Source organism: Janthinobacterium svalbardense, assembly GCF_002327145.1.
In the GTDB taxonomy this organism is placed as follows: Bacteria; Pseudomonadota; Gammaproteobacteria; order Burkholderiales; family Burkholderiaceae_D; genus Janthinobacterium; species Janthinobacterium tructae.
In genome coordinates this window covers 1,662,645-1,679,203 of record NZ_CP023422.1, presented here as the reverse complement: position 1 = coordinate 1,679,203, position 16,559 = coordinate 1,662,645, and the positions used below count along the sequence as shown (strand labels likewise).

17 protein-coding genes are annotated in these 16,559 nt (G+C 63.4%); 8 read left to right on the top strand and 9 right to left on the bottom strand.

Features of this window, described 5'->3' with window-relative positions; all coding sequences use genetic code 11:
• The first annotated feature begins 125 nt into the window (after positions 1-125).
• From CNX70_RS07270 to CNX70_RS07245, 5 genes are all read left to right on the top strand, one after another.
• Positions 126-740 carry a LemA family protein gene (locus CNX70_RS07270; RefSeq protein WP_244199061.1) on the top strand — a complete coding sequence of 205 codons (615 nt, stop codon included), beginning with the start codon at positions 126-128 and terminating at the stop codon, positions 738-740.
• Between the two features lies 1 nt (position 741).
• Positions 742-1,578, top strand: a complete 837-nt coding sequence (locus CNX70_RS28505; protein WP_096234154.1) for a TPM domain-containing protein — start codon at positions 742-744, stop codon at positions 1,576-1,578.
• Positions 1,578-2,099: a TPM domain-containing protein gene (locus CNX70_RS07260; protein ID WP_096234153.1), complete on the top strand. Its 522-nt coding sequence runs from the start codon at positions 1,578-1,580 to the stop codon at positions 2,097-2,099. The genes CNX70_RS28505 and CNX70_RS07260 overlap by 1 nt, the downstream gene beginning before the upstream one ends.
• Before the next feature lie 23 nt (positions 2,100-2,122).
• On the top strand, positions 2,123-2,887 hold the full coding sequence (locus tag CNX70_RS07255; RefSeq protein ID WP_096234152.1) for an SDR family NAD(P)-dependent oxidoreductase: 765 nt from the start codon (positions 2,123-2,125) through the stop codon (positions 2,885-2,887).
• Positions 2,888-3,427: 540 nt separating this feature from the next.
• Positions 3,428-3,853 (top strand): VanZ family protein, encoded by a 426-nt coding sequence (locus CNX70_RS07245; RefSeq protein WP_244199060.1) that lies wholly within the window; start codon positions 3,428-3,430, stop codon positions 3,851-3,853.
• Between the two features lie 18 nt (positions 3,854-3,871).
• On the opposite strand, the gene CNX70_RS07240 is transcribed toward CNX70_RS07245, so the two are convergent.
• On the bottom strand, positions 3,872-4,150 hold the full coding sequence (locus CNX70_RS07240; RefSeq protein ID WP_096234150.1) for a hypothetical protein: 279 nt from the start codon (positions 4,148-4,150) through the stop codon (positions 3,872-3,874).
• 220 nt (positions 4,151-4,370) lie between these two features.
• Here CNX70_RS07240 and CNX70_RS07235 point away from each other — a divergent pair, with 220 nt between their 5' ends.
• Positions 4,371-4,808 (top strand): hypothetical protein, encoded by a 438-nt coding sequence (locus tag CNX70_RS07235; RefSeq protein ID WP_096234149.1) that lies wholly within the window; start codon positions 4,371-4,373, stop codon positions 4,806-4,808.
• Between the two features lie 61 nt (positions 4,809-4,869).
• Here CNX70_RS07235 and CNX70_RS07230 read toward each other — a convergent pair whose 3' ends face one another.
• Together CNX70_RS07230 and CNX70_RS07225 are read right to left on the bottom strand one after the other, a co-directional pair.
• On the bottom strand, positions 4,870-5,997 hold the full coding sequence (locus tag CNX70_RS07230; RefSeq protein ID WP_096234148.1) for a M24 family metallopeptidase: 1,128 nt from the start codon (positions 5,995-5,997) through the stop codon (positions 4,870-4,872).
• A gap of 194 nt (positions 5,998-6,191) precedes the next feature.
• Positions 6,192-6,389, bottom strand: a complete 198-nt coding sequence (locus CNX70_RS07225; RefSeq protein ID WP_096234147.1) for a hypothetical protein — start codon at positions 6,387-6,389, stop codon at positions 6,192-6,194.
• A 247-nt stretch (positions 6,390-6,636) separates the two neighbouring features.
• Between CNX70_RS07225 and CNX70_RS07220 the strand changes: the two genes are divergently transcribed.
• Positions 6,637-7,647, top strand: a complete 1,011-nt coding sequence (locus CNX70_RS07220) for an LLM class flavin-dependent oxidoreductase (RefSeq protein WP_096234146.1) — start codon at positions 6,637-6,639, stop codon at positions 7,645-7,647.
• Between the two features lie 288 nt (positions 7,648-7,935).
• Positions 7,936-9,150, top strand: a complete 1,215-nt coding sequence (locus tag CNX70_RS07215; RefSeq protein ID WP_096234145.1) for an MFS transporter — start codon at positions 7,936-7,938, stop codon at positions 9,148-9,150.
• Between the two features lie 41 nt (positions 9,151-9,191).
• Here CNX70_RS07215 and CNX70_RS07210 read toward each other — a convergent pair whose 3' ends face one another.
• The 6 genes from CNX70_RS07210 to CNX70_RS07185 form a co-directional block, all read right to left on the bottom strand.
• A complete protein-coding gene (locus CNX70_RS07210; protein ID WP_096234144.1) occupies positions 9,192-10,805 on the bottom strand; it encodes a M28 family peptidase in 1,614 nt (537 codons plus the stop codon).
• A 138-nt stretch (positions 10,806-10,943) separates the two neighbouring features.
• Positions 10,944-11,780, bottom strand: a complete 837-nt coding sequence (locus CNX70_RS07205) for an HDOD domain-containing protein (protein WP_071079117.1) — start codon at positions 11,778-11,780, stop codon at positions 10,944-10,946.
• A gap of 121 nt (positions 11,781-11,901) precedes the next feature.
• Positions 11,902-12,978 (bottom strand): BMP family ABC transporter substrate-binding protein, encoded by a 1,077-nt coding sequence (locus CNX70_RS07200; protein WP_096234143.1) that lies wholly within the window; start codon positions 12,976-12,978, stop codon positions 11,902-11,904.
• Positions 12,979-12,999: 21 nt separating this feature from the next.
• Positions 13,000-13,929, bottom strand: coding sequence for an ABC transporter permease (locus tag CNX70_RS07195; protein WP_096234142.1), 930 nt, complete (start codon positions 13,927-13,929; stop codon positions 13,000-13,002).
• The gene (locus tag CNX70_RS07190) at positions 13,922-14,998 is read right to left on the bottom strand and encodes an ABC transporter permease (protein WP_096234141.1); all 1,077 of its coding nucleotides are present in this window, start codon (positions 14,996-14,998) and stop codon (positions 13,922-13,924) included. Before CNX70_RS07190 ends, CNX70_RS07195 begins: the two co-directional genes overlap by 8 nt.
• Positions 14,991-16,505, bottom strand: a complete 1,515-nt coding sequence (locus CNX70_RS07185; protein WP_096234140.1) for an ABC transporter ATP-binding protein — start codon at positions 16,503-16,505, stop codon at positions 14,991-14,993. The genes CNX70_RS07190 and CNX70_RS07185 overlap by 8 nt, the downstream gene beginning before the upstream one ends.
• Positions 16,506-16,559: the final 54 nt, after the last annotated feature.

Below are 16,559 nucleotides of genomic sequence, written 5' to 3'. Positions count from 1 at the left end.
CGTATTGTAACGCGGCGCGGTCCCATCAAGTCAGCCGGTGCTGGCGGCCGGCGCTGATTAAACCGACATTGCAGGCCGTTTCAGGTATATTTGCCGCATCCCTTTTACTCTGCACGGAAACCATCATGCAAATCACCAAACAATTCACCCAATGGCTGCGCCTGACGCTGAGCATCACCGTCCTGGCCGGCATCCTGACGGGCTGCGGCTACAACGACTTCCAGAGCAAGGATGAAGCCACCAAGGCCGCCTGGGGCGAAGTGGTCAACCAGTACCAGCGCCGCGCCGACCTCATCCCCAACCTGGTCAATACCGTCAAGGGCTATGCCACGCACGAGCGCGAAACGCTGGAAGCGGTGACCAAGGCGCGCGCCGCCGCCACCAGTTTCCAGATCACGCCAGAAGTGCTGAACGACCCGGCCGCGTTCGAGAAATTCCAGCAAGTGCAGGGCCAGCTGTCGTCGGCCCTGTCGCGCCTGATGGTAGTGTCCGAGAAATACCCGGACCTGAAGGCCGATACCAGCTTTCGCGACTTGCAGTCGCAGCTGGAAGGCACGGAAAACCGCATCACCGTGGCGCGCCAGCGTTACATCGTCGCAGTACAGGATTACAACGTGCATGCGCGCAGCTTCCCGAACAACCTGACGGCCATGGTCTTCGGCTACAAGGTCAAGCCATCGTTCACGGTGGAAAACGAAAAAGCCATCTCGACCGCACCGACCGTCAACTTTGGCAAATAAGATGAAAGCCTGGTCCTACCTCGCGGCGCTGGCGACGGCGCTGCTGCTGTGGACGATGCCGCCAGCCGGCGCGCAGGGCTTGCAGCCCGTGCCGCCGCTGGCCGCGCGCGTGACGGACAATGCCGGCATGCTCGATGCCAAGCAAAAAGCGGCGCTGGAAGGCGTGCTGGCCGATTACGAAGCCAAGACGGGCAGCCAGATCGCCGTGCTGCTGGTCAAGAGCACGGAACCGGAAGCCATCGAGCAATACAGCATCCGCGTGACGGATGCCTGGAAGCTGGGCCGCAAGGGCGTCGATGACGGCGTGCTGCTGATGGTGGCGAAAGACAATCCATCCTCGCTGCGCCGCCTGCGCATCGAAGCGGGCCGCGGCGTGCAGGGCGTGCTGACGGATGCGCAATCGAAACGCATCCTGCAAGACGTGATCGCCCCGCACTTCAAGCAAAACGATTATTACGGCGGTCTGGTCGCCGGCGTGGGGTCGATTGCCACCTTGCTGAACCAGGAGCAATTCCCCGCACCCGCCCAGCAAAAGGCCCCGGCCACGGTGGAAGCGGGCGGCCTGACCTTCTGGCTGCCGCTGCTGTTCTTCGGCTTTCTTGTGCTACTGACCGTGTTCCGTTCGCGCGGCGGGCCTAACAGGCTGCAGCGCGGCAGCAACTGGTCCAGCGGCGCTACGGGTGTCGTGCTGGGCAGCATTTTGAGCCAGGCGCTGAACAACCGCGGTGGCGGCGGAGGCTTCGGCGGTGGCGGTGGTTTTGGCGGTGGCGGTGGCGGCGGCGGTTTTGGTGGGGGCGGCGGCGGTTTTGACGGCGGCGGCGCCTCGGGAGATTGGTAATGACGAAACAACTGACATTCGGACAGCGCTGCGGACGCGCTTTAAAACATTTGCGCGGCACGCCCGCGACGGCGCGCCAGGCGTTTCCAGAACGCACCCTGAAAGCCATCGAGACGGCGATTGCCGGCGGTGAAGCGATGCACCAGGCGGAAGTGCGCCTGATCGTCGAGGCGGCCCTGACGCCTGGCATGGCCTACCAGGGCGTGAGCAACCGCGAGCGGGCGCGCGAACTGTTCGCCCAGTATGGCGTGTGGGATACGGAAGACAACGTTGGCGTGCTGATCTATATCAACCTGGCCGAACACCAGGTCGATATCGTGGCCGACCGCAACGTGGGCCGCCGCGTCACGCCGGAACAGTGGCAAGGCGTATGCCGCACCATGACAGGCGGCTTCAAGGATGGCAATTACCACGACAGCACACTCGATGCCTTGCAGCAGTTAAATACCTTGCTGCAAAGCCACTTCCCCGCCGATGGCACGCGCGGCAACCAGTTGCCGAACGAACCCATCCTCCTCTGATTCCTTCCCGCCGAGGCGATTACATGAAACTACTCAATAAAACCGCCATCGTCACGGGCGCCACGCAAGGCATCGGCCTGGCTTGCGCCACCCGCCTGATCGCCGAAGGGGCGCAGGTGATGCTGGTCGACATCAAGGAAGAAGGCGCGCAGGCGGCGGCCGCCCTCGGTCCGCAGGCGCGCTTCTTTTGCGCCGACGTCAGCCAGAAGGCGGACGTGGACGCCATGCTGAAGGAAACCCTGGCCCAGTTCGGCCACATCGATATCCTCGTCAACAATGCGGGCGTGACGCACGCGGCCGATTTCCTCGATGTCTGCGAAGACGATTTCGACCGGGTCATGCGCATCAACCTGAAATCGATGTTCCTATGCGGCCAGGCCGTGGCGCGCGAGATGGTCAAGCGCAACAGCGGCTGCATCATCAATATGTCCAGCGTGAATGCGGAGCTGGCGATTCCGAACCAGGTGCCGTACGTGGTGTCGAAAGGCGCCATCAACCAGCTGACCAAGGTCATGGCCTTGAATCTTGCCTCGCATGGCGTGCGCGTAAACGGCATCGGCCCGGGCACCATCCTGACGGAACTGGCCAAGCAGGCGGTGCTGTCGAGCCCCGAGGCGCGCCACACGATCCTGTCGCGCACCCCCTTGGGCCGCTGCGGCGAACCGGAAGAAGTGGCCGGTATCGCCGCATTCCTGGCCAGCGACGACGCCACCTACATGACGGGCCAGACCATCTATGTCGATGGCGGACGCATGGCACTCAACTATACGGTGCCCGTGAAGGAGTGAAACAAGCGAGTTATATCAAAAATGCATAATAGATATCTAGAAAGACAATTAGACACATATCGTGCGACGCAGCATAATGCACCTGTCTCCACTATTCTCCTCCAAGAAAATAGTTTTAAGCCCGCTTTCACCAGCGGGCTTTTTTTTTCTGTCGCCCTTGAAACATGGCCATTCTTGCCATGACACCCAATCTTCGCGGTCATTCTGCCGGTCGAAAAAAAATGTTGCGGCGTGTCATCGGCCCGTCATGTTCGCCCCCTATACTTGCTTCATCTGCTGTACAGGCAACCGATATGCCTGACTACAGACAGGTGTGCCGCGATGGCACACCACTCCCCTTTCATGATCGTGGCGCGCGCCGGCAAGGCGCGCGACATGGTGAGCACCGAGCAACTCTCACTCTTGACCCATTTCATTTGGGTTTTTGGCCCGCGTCTCCGCGGGCCTTTTTTTGCCTGTCCATTAAGCTCTTGCGCAAAAACATGGTGACCCGCCACGCACATGATATTGTGACTGCCTTTCCATTTATCCTGACGCATCATGCCTGCAGCATTGCCCGAACTCTGTTTTGCCGACCGCCACGCACGCCTGCGCTACCGCACCGCGCTGCTGCTGTATGCCCTGGTGATTTTGATCGGCGATATCCCGGGCGTGCGCGCGGACGTGGGCCAGTATGCGTCGGGCGGCGTACTGCATTCCTTCGGCTATGGCGTGCTGGCCCTGATCCTGTTCAGCGGCACGAACGGCGGCATGGCGCGCCGGGCGCTGCTGTCGGTGCTGATGGTGGCGGCCATGGGCGCGCTGGACGAATTCATCCAGAGTTTCCTGCCTTACCGCCGTGGCGCCGTGAGCGACTGGGTGGTCGATATCACGGCCGCGGCGGCGGTCTGCCTGCCGCTGTGTTTCCTCTGGCCCAAAATGGTCGCCTCTGCCCTCGGCAAGGGAACGCCGCAACCGAATGCCTGAATGCGGCATGACCGCCCGTCAGGCGCGGTCCGCTTCGCTATCCTGCAATGCCAGCGGCAACTGCCCCTGGCTGCCCGTGCCCAGGCGCCGCATCAGGGCACGCGTCTCGCGCCGGCTGCCGGCCCCCATGGCGCGTGCCGCATCGCGCTGCATGTCCAGCAACTGTTCCGAGCGCGCCAGCCGCACCAGGCCATGCAAGGCCTGCGCCAGTACATGGCGCGCACGGGCATCGCGCGCGGTGCCGCCGACGGCCAGCACCAGTTCATTGATCAGTTTTGCGGTAGGACCAGATGACATTTTTTCTCCCGATTCAACAGTGAGGAAACGTGCGGGCGCACGACCTAGTGATTACCAGCATCGTTTATACCAAGCACGGCAATTAGACACTTGATCTAGCTCAATCGCTCATGACGGTTGCAGAACATCCCCGCGCCGCCATGCTCTTACATGCAGCAATCGCTGCTATCCGCATCATCGCGGGTACCGATCCTGAGTGTTCGACCATGAGGAGACCAAGATGAGATCGAAAAAAACCCTGCTGCTGGCCGGCCTGGCCTGTACCTTGCTGGTGGCCTGTCATTCCACGGACAGTACCAGCGTGGCGCGCAGCAATAGCGGCGAAACCTACGCCGTACCGGCCGGCACGACGCTGCAAAGCAGCATGCCGGCCAGCAGCATGCGCAGCGATACGGATCAGTCCGGCATGAACATCAATTCAGCGACGGTGCAGTCGATAGTGACCGTACCGCGTGGCATGGATCAAGGCAGTGCCGACATGCAGGCGGGTACATCGGGTACCGCTGGCAGCACCTCGGGTGCGGCGGGCAATATGCTGTACCGCGTCACCTTGCGCCTGGACGACGGCACGACGCGCACCTTCATGCAAAATACCCCGCCCGTCTTCCAGATTGGCGACCGGGTCAGCGTGCAACAAGGCGTGCTGCAGCGCTATTGACAGGTGCCGGGGCTTACCGGGGCTTGCCGATCCCTGCCAATAGCTACTGCACAGGGCCGCATCAGGCCAAGGCCAGGGTCAGCGGGCGACTGCGCCCCTGCACCATGGCCGAGGGCCAGGCCGGGTCATGCGTCAGGTTGTGCAATTGGTTGCCGTCGAGCAGAAAGGTGTCTTCCACCGTGCTGCCTGGCAGGCTGGGGTGGAAGGCCAGCGCCATGCCTCGCTTGAGGATGATTTCCGTGTGCGCGCCGGCCGCCACTTCGGGCGCCAGGTAGCCATGGATGCCTCCTTGCCGGCTGGTACGCACCGTATCGGGCTGGCCGGCATACGCGTAGGCGCTGTCGAGCGCGTGATACACCATGCTCAGCGCGTGGCCCGTTTCGCAAGCGTCGAGCGCCACCGCTTCCAGCGCCAGCATGGCGGCATCGGCATCGTCCATGGCCACCGCCGCGCCATCGGCGCGATGCTGCGCCGGGCCGAAGCGGCGTTGACGAGTGAGGCTGGCGCACAGGCCGAAACGCCGCGCGCACAGGGCCAGTACGGCTTGCGTGCCCAGCACCAGCTGGGCCGGCGGCGCGCGCCGATACCGCTGTTGGCGCTCCGCGCCGCTGACCAGCACATGCACGGCCTGCAAGCCCCGCAGCCACAGCGCGCGCACGCAGGCGGCAGCCAGTTCCTGCTCGCTCCAGTCGGGGCGGGCCTGGCGCAGCGCATCGGCGGCCGCGCCGGCAGCCAGCTGCCCCACCTGGCGATAGCGCTGCTGCTCCGATTCCAGCAGCACCAGCCGCTCTTCGCGCAGGGCCACGGGCAGGCTGCGTTCGTGCAAGCCTGGCCGGTCAGACAAGACAGGCGCACCACCGGCCGCATGCTGCACGAAATGCTCGCGCAACTCATACAGCTGCGGCTGCATCCAAGGCGATACTTGCCACGTCCATGGTCCGCGCACTTCTTCCTCGCGCATGCGCATGGCTTCGGCTTCGTCCGTCAGGATGTAGGCCGCGTCGCGCGTCACCAGCACTTCCGCGCAACCGCACTCGGCCGTATGGCTATGGCTGTTCGACGCGCCCGCCGTGGCCCACGCAAACCAGTCCACGCCGCGCAGGCGCACGGCACCGGCACGTTCCTGCTCCAGCCAGCCCCGCATCTGCGCCAGCTTGTGCGCCACTTCCAGTTCCAGCGGCCAGTTCATGGCCGCCCCTCGTCCGGGTTCAGGCGCGGCACCACCCCGCCTGCCCTGCCTGGCGCCAGCCGGGCCTCCTGTTGCTCATGCATAACTGCTCCCTTCCTATATGGAAACGTCTGACCCGCATGCGCATGAAAAGTTCGGCGCCCGGATTCGTCTCAGGCTTGCAGTCTATGACTTCCGTCCATTTTTACAAGCGGCTATTTCGCCAGTTCGATCAAGACAGCCGTGTACATTTGCAGATGCAGCAGCAGCTGCTTTTCCGTGGTGAACCCGTGTTCGGCATGCCCGTGTACATCGCCGATCTGCACCTGCAGGGCTGCCGGCACCAGCGGGTATTGCGCATCGATGCTGATGTTCACCTGCGGCGGCGCATGGGTTTTCAGGAACGGTTGCAACGCTTCCCAGTCCCTGCCTCAGACTTGTACACATACAGCGCGATGCACTTGCTCAGCGGTACATGTTTATCCTGGATCGCGTTCATCGCCTACCGAGTTTTTTACCGATCAGTACGCAAATTCCCGATTCGCATTATCATGTGTCCAGCCTGTCTTCCCCGCCATGCCGTCATGCGTGACCCTGCCAGCGTCAGGGGATAGACAAATCGTCCATTGTGATTTTCCACCACGTCCCGATATCGCTACCATGATTCCATTTTCCATACTCGACCTCGCGCCCATCGCCGAAGGCAGCAACGCCAGCCAGTCGTTCAAGAACACGCTCGACCTGGCGCAGCACGGTGAACGCTGGGGCTACAACCGCTACTGGCTGGCCGAACACCACGGCATGCCCGGCATCGCCAGCGCCGCCACGGCCGTCGTCATCGCCCATGTGGCGGCCGGCACGACAACCATCCGCGTGGGTGCGGGCGGCGTCATGCTGCCGAACCATTCGCCGCTGGTCATCGCGGAACAGTTCGGCACGCTGGAAGCGCTGCACCCGGGCCGCATCGACCTGGGCCTGGGCCGCGCGCCCGGCTCCGACCAGACCACGGCGCGCGCGCTGCGCCGCGACTTGCAGTCCGACGCGGAACAGTTTCCGCAGGACGTGCTGGAATTGATCGACTACATGTCCGACGAGCCGCGCCAGCGCGTGCTTGCCGTGCCCGGCAAGGGCGCGAAAGTGCCCGTGTGGATACTGGGGTCGAGCCTGTTCGGCGCCCAGCTGGCTGCCCACCTGGGCTTGCCGTATGCGTTCGCCTCGCACTTCGCGCCGCAGATGATGCTGCAAGCGGTGGCGTATTACCGCGAACACTTCAAGCCTTCCAAACAATTGGCCAAACCGTACGTGATGCTGGGCTTTAATGTGTTCGCCGCCGACACGGATGCCGAGGCACATCTGCGCGCCACCTCGATGCAGCAGGCGTTCGTCAACCTGCGCACGGGACGCCCGTCGCGCCTGCAGCCGCCCGTGCCCGGTTATCTGGAGCAATTGGGCCCGCAGGAACGCGCCATGCTCGACTCCGTCCTGTCCTGCACGGCCATCGGCGCGCCGGACACCGTCAAGGCCAAGATGGCCGCCTTCATTGCCGAGACGGGCGCCGACGAACTGATGATCACCTCGCAGATCTTCGAGCACCAGCACCGCCTGCGCTCGTATGAAATCACGGCGCAGGTGCATGCGGAGCTGGCAAGCGGTCATAAAAACGTTTTCTAAACTGTCGCGAGCGGAAGTGAGTTGTGGACGAGAAGCGGAACTGTGCGGGTGCACAGTGAGCATCGCAGGCCGCGACTAACGACGCGCAGTAAGTTTAGAACACGTTTTAACTTCCTCCCTCGGTATATCCCCATATACCCTTTTCCCGGCCGTCGGCATCGATCGCCGGGATTTTTTTGCCTGCATCTTGTCTACGTTACAGCCGCAAAATCGGCCCTGTCCGGCAGGAAATGCATAGCCCCGCTATCATGCTGATCCAAAAGCGTCATTCCAAGAAAGTTGTATCGCATGAAATCCGCACCCTCGCATATCGACGCCAGCACCCTGCTGAGTTCCACCCGCATCCTGTTGTTCGCCCTGTCCGCCGGTGTGCTCGTCGCCAGCCTGTACTACGTGCAGCCGCTCACCTCGATGCTGGCCGCCTCGTTTGGCGTGAGCGTGCCGCAAGCGGGCTACCTGGTCACGGCCACGCAGATCGGCTATGTGCTAGGCATCGTGTTTCTGGTGCCCCTCAGCGACGTGCTGAACCGCCGCCAGTTGCTGACATGGATGCTGATCGCCAAGATCGGCGCCCTGCTGCTGGCCGCCACCAGCCAGAACATCATCGTCTTTGCCATCGCCAGCGTCTTGATGGGAATCACGGCCAGCGCCTTGATGGTGGTGACGGCCATGGTGGCCTCGTATGCGCCCGACCATAGCCGGGGCCGCATGGTGGGCACCGTCATGACGGGCTTGTTGCTGGGGATCTTGCTGGCGCGTACCGTCTCCGGCACGGTGTCGCAGATCAGCGGCGGCTGGCGTAGCGTCTACGTACTGGCCGCCATCGTCGTGGCGGCCCTGCTCGTCATGCTGCGCCGCATCCTGCCAAACGAGGCGCCGCGTGGCAAGCTGCAATACGGCAAGCTGATGGCCTCCTTGGCCGACATCATCCGCCAGGAACCCTTGCTGCGCCAGCGCGCCCTGTTCTCGGGCCTGGGCCTGGGCACTTTCAGCGTGTTCTGGACGGGCCTGACCTTCTTGCTCAGCGGCGCGCCCTACCACTATTCGGAAATGCAGATCGGTCTATTCGGCCTGGCCGGCGCCACGGGCGCCTTTGCCGCGAATACGGCGGGCCGCATGGCCGACCGCGGCTATGCACGGCAGGCCACTTGGCTGCTGGCCGTCGCCTCCATCGCGGGCTGGGCCCTGATCGGCTTCGGCGCCCATTCGCTGGTGCTGCTGTTGATCGGCATCGTCCTGCTGGACATGGGAGTGATGGGCCTGCAAGTGACGCACCAGTCCATCATATATAAATTGGCGCCGCATGCGCGGGCAAGAGTCACCACCGTGTTCATCGCAGGCGGCTTCATCGGCGCCTCGGCCGGCTCGGCGCTGGCCAGCGCCAGCTTCGCCGCTGGCGGCTGGCCCGCCCTGTGCATGGTGGGCGGCGCCATGCCGCTGTTGCTGCTGATCGTGTGGAGCAAGTACAGGCATACACAACGGCGGCTGGAACGGACGGCTTGATCCGGCGCTGTGGCGCCAACATTGTTGGCACAAACCACCCCTTACTTTGCAGCCTGCGCGCGCGCCTTGCCGAACGCATCGCCGGCCTTCCAGGCCGGCATTTTCGCCGCGTTGGCCACGGCTTGCCCCAGGTTCAGCGTGAATTGCGCCTGCTGCGTCATGCCCGACAAATCCCAGCTGGCATCGTACTCATCGGTGACTTGATGGTAGCGGGGGCCGTAGGCGGCCGCCTTGGCTTTCGACTCTGCCACGTCCTTGATGTACTCGCGTCCGCCATTGATGGAAAACGCGGGCACGCCCGCCTTGGCAAAACTAAAATGGTCGCTGCGGAAATAACCACCGGCCAGGTCGGGACGCGCGGCAGCAATGTGCATGCCCATGGCTTTGGCGGTCGCCGCTGCCATCGCACCCAGCTCCGTGCGCTCGCTGCCCTGCGCGCCGATATCATGCGTGGCACCCACGAAATTCAAGCTATCGAGGTTCAGCGCGGCCGCCGTCTTGTTCAAAGGCCACAGCGGGTCGGCCGCGTAGGCGGCGCTGCCCAATAAACCCTGCTCTTCGGCCGCCACCCACAGGAAAATCTGCGTGCGCTTCGCCGGATTTTTCACGGCTTCCTGCGCCATGGCCAGCAAGCCGGCCGTGCCCGAGGCATTGTCGACGGCGCCGTTGTAAATCGTGTCTCCGCTGTCACCTTGCTTGCCAAGGTGGTCCCAGTGGCCGCTGTAGATGACGGCTTCATCCTTCAATGCCGGGTCGGTGCCTGGCACCATGCCGGCGATATTGAATTGTTCCACCTTGCGCACGATGGACTTCATGTCGCCCGACAACTTGGCGTTCAAGGCGACGGCCTTGAAATCCTTGCTTTCCGCTTGCGCGCGCAAGGCGTCCAGGTCCTGGCCACCGGCCGCAAACAAGCGACGCGCCGCGTCTTCCGCAATCCAGCCCTGCAGGGGAGTGCCGGCAGTGCGATCCGCCAGCTGGAAGCGCTCGCTGCCGCTCCAGCTATTCTGCACCACGCTCCAGTCGTACGAAGCCGACGGTTTCGTGTGGATCAGCAATACGCCAGCGGCGCCCTGGCGCCTGGCTTCCTCGAATTTGTACGTCCAACGACCGTAATAAGTCAGCGCCTTGCCGGCAAAGCGGTTCGGCTCGGCGGTGGTCGGCTGCGGGTCGTTGACCATCATGACGACGATCTTGTTTTTGACATCGACGCCCTTGAAATCGTTCCAGCCTTCTTCCGGCGCCGTGATGCCGTAACCGACAAACACCAGCGGCGCATCGAAGGTGTGTGCGGCAACGGATTCGCCCGTGGCCCAGACCCAGTCCGGGCCGAACGCCAGCGGCACGCCCTTGCCGCCCGCTACCACCTGCAGGCTGCTCGCGGCAGGCAGCGACTTCACGCCGGCGATTTGCACGCTCTGGCGGTAGCTGTTGCCGCGCACGGGTTCCAGTCCGGCCATCTGCGCCTGGGTTTCCAGATACGCCACCGTCAGGTCGGCGCCCCGTTGACCCGTGCCCCGGCCTTCCAATAAATCGTTGGACAGGAAGGCCAGGTGGGCGCGCAGCGGCGCTTCCTGTACCACGGGCAAACCGGTAGCGGCGTGCGCGGAAAACGCCAGCGCAGTCAAGGCGAGGGAAGAAAACAGCTTCTGCATAAGATCCTTTGGGTAAGAGGAGGAAAGCGGGCCGGCGGATAGCCGGGCCGGCGATTGTATGCCATGGGGAAAGATGGATCAAAATGCGGACGAAAAAAATCCCCGCAGCAAGGGCGGGGATAGGCGATGGAAAAAGCGTCAGACCAGCAGTGCCGCCGCCAAGGATTCGATCTCTTCGGCCGATTCCTCGAGTATCGTGTGCAGGGTGCTGCCACCAATCCCGAAGTCGATCTTCGCCGCTGCCAGGCGCCGCTCGGCGCTTTCCGGCGGGTGCAAGGGCGAGCCGACAGGCGACAGATCGTTGGCCAGCACCAGGGTCGCACCCAGAGTGCGGGGCGGGAACGGGCTGCCGCCATGCCACATGCCTTCCACGGCCTGCAAGACCATGTCCGGTACTTGCAGCTGGCGCAGTACGCCGCGGCCGATCAGTTTTTCGCCGTATTCGATCCAGTCTTCCGTGTTGTCGTCGAGCAAGCCCGGATATTCCTCGGCGCGCGACAGCAGATAAAAGCCGCCCACCTCGTGCACGATGGCGGCGAACATGGCCGTTTCCACGTCCACATGCGTGACTTTCCGCGCGATGACCTGGCTCAATGCCGCCACGTGGGCCGTGTGCTCCCACAGCTTGGCCCCCTTGGCGCGCAATTGCGGGTCAGTAATCTGGCTGCCCAGCTGGCGCACGATGACGGACGCCACCATCGACTTTAATGTGGCAAAGCCCAGGCGCGAGACGGCTGCGCGCACATTGGCGATTTCATTGCCGGAACGGTTGTAGGCGGCCGAGTTGGCCAAGGCCACGACCCGCGCCGACAGCAGCGGCTCGGCCATGACCATGCGGGCGGCCGCCTCGATATGGCAATCGGGGTCGTCCAGCGCTTCCTGCAGCTTCAAGGTGGCCTTGACGTTGGCGGGGAACGTCAGCTCGCCCTTGCTCGCTTGCAGCGCGATAATCTTGAATACTTCCAGTCTGTCCATGAGTCGATCTCCGGTACGGGCCTATGCAGGCTCTGCTATGTGGATGGGCCGGGAATGCGCATGTATCCCCGGCCTTGCTCCCGTTTCCGGCAATATTACAGCAAGTTCAAACTCAAACCTATTACTTTCCGGAAACTTTCCCTGCCACGCCTTCGACAAAATAATCCATCTTCGTCAGCGCCGCATCGTCCAGCACGCCTTTCTCCAGGCGCACCTTGCCATCGTTATCCTTGATCGGCGCGCTGAAAGGATTGAGCTTGCCAGCAACCAATTCTTTCTCGCGAGCCAATACAAACTGTTTCACATCGGCGGGCACGGCGGCGTTGATGCCTTCCAGCTTGACCATGCCATCCTTGATGCCGCCCCAGGTGCTGCTGGACTTCCACGTACCGTCCAGCACGGCCTGTGCCTGCTTCGTATAGTACTCGCCCCAATGGTGGGTGACGGCGGCCAGTTGCGCCTTCGGCCCGTACTTTTTCATGTCCGAGTGGTAGGCGATCGCATACTTGCCCTTCTCTTCCGCCGCCTGCACCACGGCGGTCGAGTCCGTGTGGTGGGTGACCACGTCGGCGCCCTGGCCGATCAGGGTGATGGCCGCGTCGCGTTCCTTGCCCGGGTCGAACCAGCTATTTACCCACACCACTTTCACTTCCGCCTTGGGGTCGACGCTGCGCATGCCGCGCGTGAAGGCGTTGACGCCCTGCAACACTTCCGGAATGGGAAACGCCGCCACATAACCGGCCACATGCGTCTTGCTCATCTTGCCTGCCAACACGCCGGCCAGGTAGCGGCCTTCGTAGAAACGGGCGTTGGTGTTGGCCACGTTGACGGCCGTCTTGTAGCCAGTCAGGTGGATGAACTTCACATTAGGAAATTGCTTCGCCACTTTCAAGGTGGGATTCATGTAACCGAACGAGGTCGTGATGACCAGCTTGCTGCCCGTTTGCGCCAGGTCACGGATCACCCTTTCCGCATCGGCGCTTTCCGGCACGTTTTCCACAAACTTGGTGGTGATCTTGTTGCCCAGCGCCTTTTCCATTTCCTTGCGCGCCTGGTCATGCTGAGTGGTCCAGCCCGCGTCGCCGATGGGGCTGATGTAAACAAAACCGACATTCAGCGGCGCTGTCGCGGGCGCGGCGGCCATGGCAGGCATCAAAACAGCACTGCAGACGGCGGCGCACAGTAATTTCTTGGACATGGTTTTCCTTGTGGTGAGTGATTAATTTCCGGGATTGAAATTTTTCCCCAGCGAAGCGGGCATGTTGAGCTTGATGTAATTGGCATTGCTGGAAATGAGCACCAGCACGACGATGGCCGCCACATACGGCAACATCGACAGCAGTTGCGAAGCGATGGGCACGCCCAGCGCCTGCGCGTGAAACGTCAAAATGGTGATGCCGCCAAACAGGTAGGCGCCGCCCACCACGCGCGCGGGGCGCCAGGTGGCAAAGGTGGTCAGCGCCAGCGCGATCCAGCCGCGCCCCGCCACCATGCCCTCGACCCATAGCGGCGTGTACACGAGCGATAAAAAGGCGCCGGCCAGGCCGCAGCAGGCGCCGCCGAACAGCACGGCCGCCAGGCGGATGCGGCGCACGGGGTAGCCGAGCGCATGCGCGGACGCGGGCGACTCGCCCACGGCGCGCAGCACCAGTCCCGCCCGCGTGCGGTACAAAAACCAGGCGATGGCCACGCACAGCAGCAGCGACAGATACACCATCGGATGCTGGCGGAACAGGGCCGGCCCCAGCACGGGAATATCTTCCAGGAAAGGAATGCCGAAGCGGCCATTCTGCAAGCTGTTGCCCACATACTTCAGGCCGATGTAGGTGGATGCGCCCGCGCCGAACAGCGACAAGGCCAGGCCCGTCGCGTACTGGTTCGTGCCCAGCCAGACGGTCAGCCAGGCAAAGAAGCCGGACAGCAGCATGCTGGCGCCCGCGCCAGCCAGAAAGCCCAGGGTGGGGCTGCCCGTGTTGACGGCCACGGCAAAGCCCGTGATGGCCGAGACCAGCATCATGCCTTCCGCGCCCAGATTCACCACGCCCGCCTTTTCATTGACGAGCAAACCGAGCGCGGCGAGCATCAGCGGCGTGCCCGCATTGATGCTGGCGGCGATCAATGGCGCTATCGTCAGGGCCAGGTTATCCATGTTTTCTCCAGCGCAATTTATATTGGATCAGCACGTCGCAAGCGAGCAAGGCGAACAGCAAGATGCCCTGGAACACGCCCGTAATCGCACTGGGCAGACCCAGGCGCGACTGCGCCAGTTCGCCGCCGATATAGAACAGGGCCATGACGAAGCTGGAAAAGAGTACGCCGACGGGATGCAGCCTCCCCACGAAGGCGACGATGATGGCCGCAAAGCCGTAGCCGGGCGATACCGTGGGCGTGAGCTGCCCCATCGGTCCCAGCACTTCACAGGCGCCCGCCAGGCCCGACAGGGCGCCGCAGATCAGCAGGGACGACCATAAAGTCTTGCGCGAAGAAAAGCCCGCATACCGCGCGGCGGCCGGCGCCATGCCGCCCACACGCAAGCGGAAGCCGGCAATGCTCCTGGATAAATACAGCCAGCCGCCCAGCGCGGCCAGCAAGGCGAAGATGATGCCCACATGCAAGCGCGTGTCGCTGATCACCATCGGCAACAGCAAGCCGTCGGACAGCAGTTTCGACTGAGGGAAGTTGAAGCCTTCCGGGTCGCGCAACACGCCGTACACGAGATAGCTGAGCAGCAATTGGGCGATGTAGACCAGCATCAGCGAGACAAGGATTTCGCTGGCGTTGTAGCGGTCGCGCAGCCACGCCACCAGGCCCGCCCACGCCATGCCGCCGGCCATGCCGGCCAGCAGGGACACGCCAATGACGGTCGCGCCTCCCACACCATCGTCCAGGTACAGGGCTGCCGCGCCGCCGCAGATGGCGCCCAGGGTCAGCTGCCCTTCCGCGCCGATGTTATAGATATTGGCGCGAAAGCAGATGGCCAGGCCCACGGCGATCAACAGCAAAGGGGCGACTTTAAGGCCCAGCTCGGACCAGCCGTGCGCGTCGCGCAAGGGTTCCACGAAGAAGACGGCCAGTCCGGCCAGCGGATCGTGTCCCAGCGCAACAAATAGCAGCGCGCCGCACAACACGGTCAGCAGCACGGCCAGCACGGGCGACAGCCACGACATCAGCCGCGACGGGGTTGGACGGGCTTCCAGGCGCAAGGCAAACTTAGCCATGGGCTACCTCCTGTGGCCACAGCCCGCTCATCCATTGCCCCACCTGCGCCACGCTGGCCTCGCCCACGTCCAGCGAAGGTGAAATTTTTCCTTTCGCCATCACCAGCAAGCGGTCGCTGATCTCGAACAATTCATCGAGTTCCTCCGATACCACCAGCAGTGCGCAACCGGCGTCGCGCAGCGCCAGCAATTCGGCGCGGATTTGCGCGGCTGCGCCCACGTCCACGCCCCAGGTCGGCTGCGCCACTACCAGCACGCTGGGTTCGCGCATGACTTCGCGTCCGACTATGTATTTCTGCAAATTGCCTCCAGACAAGCTGCGCGCCAGCGCCTGCGGCCCGCCCGCCTTCACCTGGAAGCGGGCGATGATGGCGGCCGCCCGCTGCGCGATGACGGTATGACGCACGAAGCCGTGGCGGATGGTGGCGGGGGTCTGCAAGCTCAACAACACGTTATCGGCCAGCCCCATGTCGGGCACGGCGCCGCGTCCCAGCCGCTCTTCCGGCACGAAGCCGAAGCCCAGCGCGCGCCGGCGTCCCGGCGGCAAGCGTCCCGCCTGGGTGCCGTTCAGCACGATGCTGGCGGGCGCCGCGCGCATGTCCTCGCCCGACAGCGCGGCCAGCAATTCCTGCTGGCCATTGCCGGACACGCCCGCGATGCCGACGATCTCGCCCGCGCGCACATCGAAATGAATATCCGTCAACTGCGTGGCAAACGGGTGGCTCTTCGGCAAGTCCAGCTGCCGCACGCTCAGCATGACGGCACCGGGCGGGCGTGCCACGCGCGTGACGGCGGGCGGTTCGGCGCCGATCATCATGCGCGACAGGCTGGCCGCCGATTCCTGAGTGGGATCGCACACGCCCGCGTTCTTGCCGGCGCGCACCACCGTGCAGGTATGGCACAGGGCGCGGATTTCGTCGAGCTTGTGGCTGATGTACAGGATGCTGCAGCCTTCGGCCGCCAGCTGGCGCAAGGTAGTAAACAGTTTCTCCACGGCGCCCGGCGTCAGCACGGAAGTCGGTTCATCGAGGATCAATAGTTGCGGCTTGGCCAGCAAGGCGCGCACGATTTCCACGCGCTGGCATTCGCCCACCGACAAGGTGTGCACGTGGCGCTGCGGTTCCAGGTCCAGACCGTACTGGCGCGCCGTCGCCTCGATGCGCTGCGCCAGTTCCGCCATGTTGGTGCCGGCGGGCAAACCGAGGGCGATGTTTTCCGTCACGGTGAGCGTGTCGAACAGGGAAAAGTGCTGAAACACCATGGCGATACCCAGCGCGCGGGCGGCCGACGGGTTGGCGATCTCGACCTCGCGGCCATTCCACAGGATGCGCCCGCCATCGGGCTGCACGGCGCCATAGATGATTTTCATCAAGGTCGATTTGCCGGCGCCGTTTTCGCCGAGCACGGCGTGAATTTGTCCGGGCGCCACGGTGAGGTGGATGCCGTCATTCGCCACCACGGACGGATAGCGCTTGCTGATGTCGTGTAATTCGAGACGTGCCGTCATTGTTTTTTTCGTGCCTCGCTAAGTTGTCCGTCTATCGATCGGCGCGGCATCAAG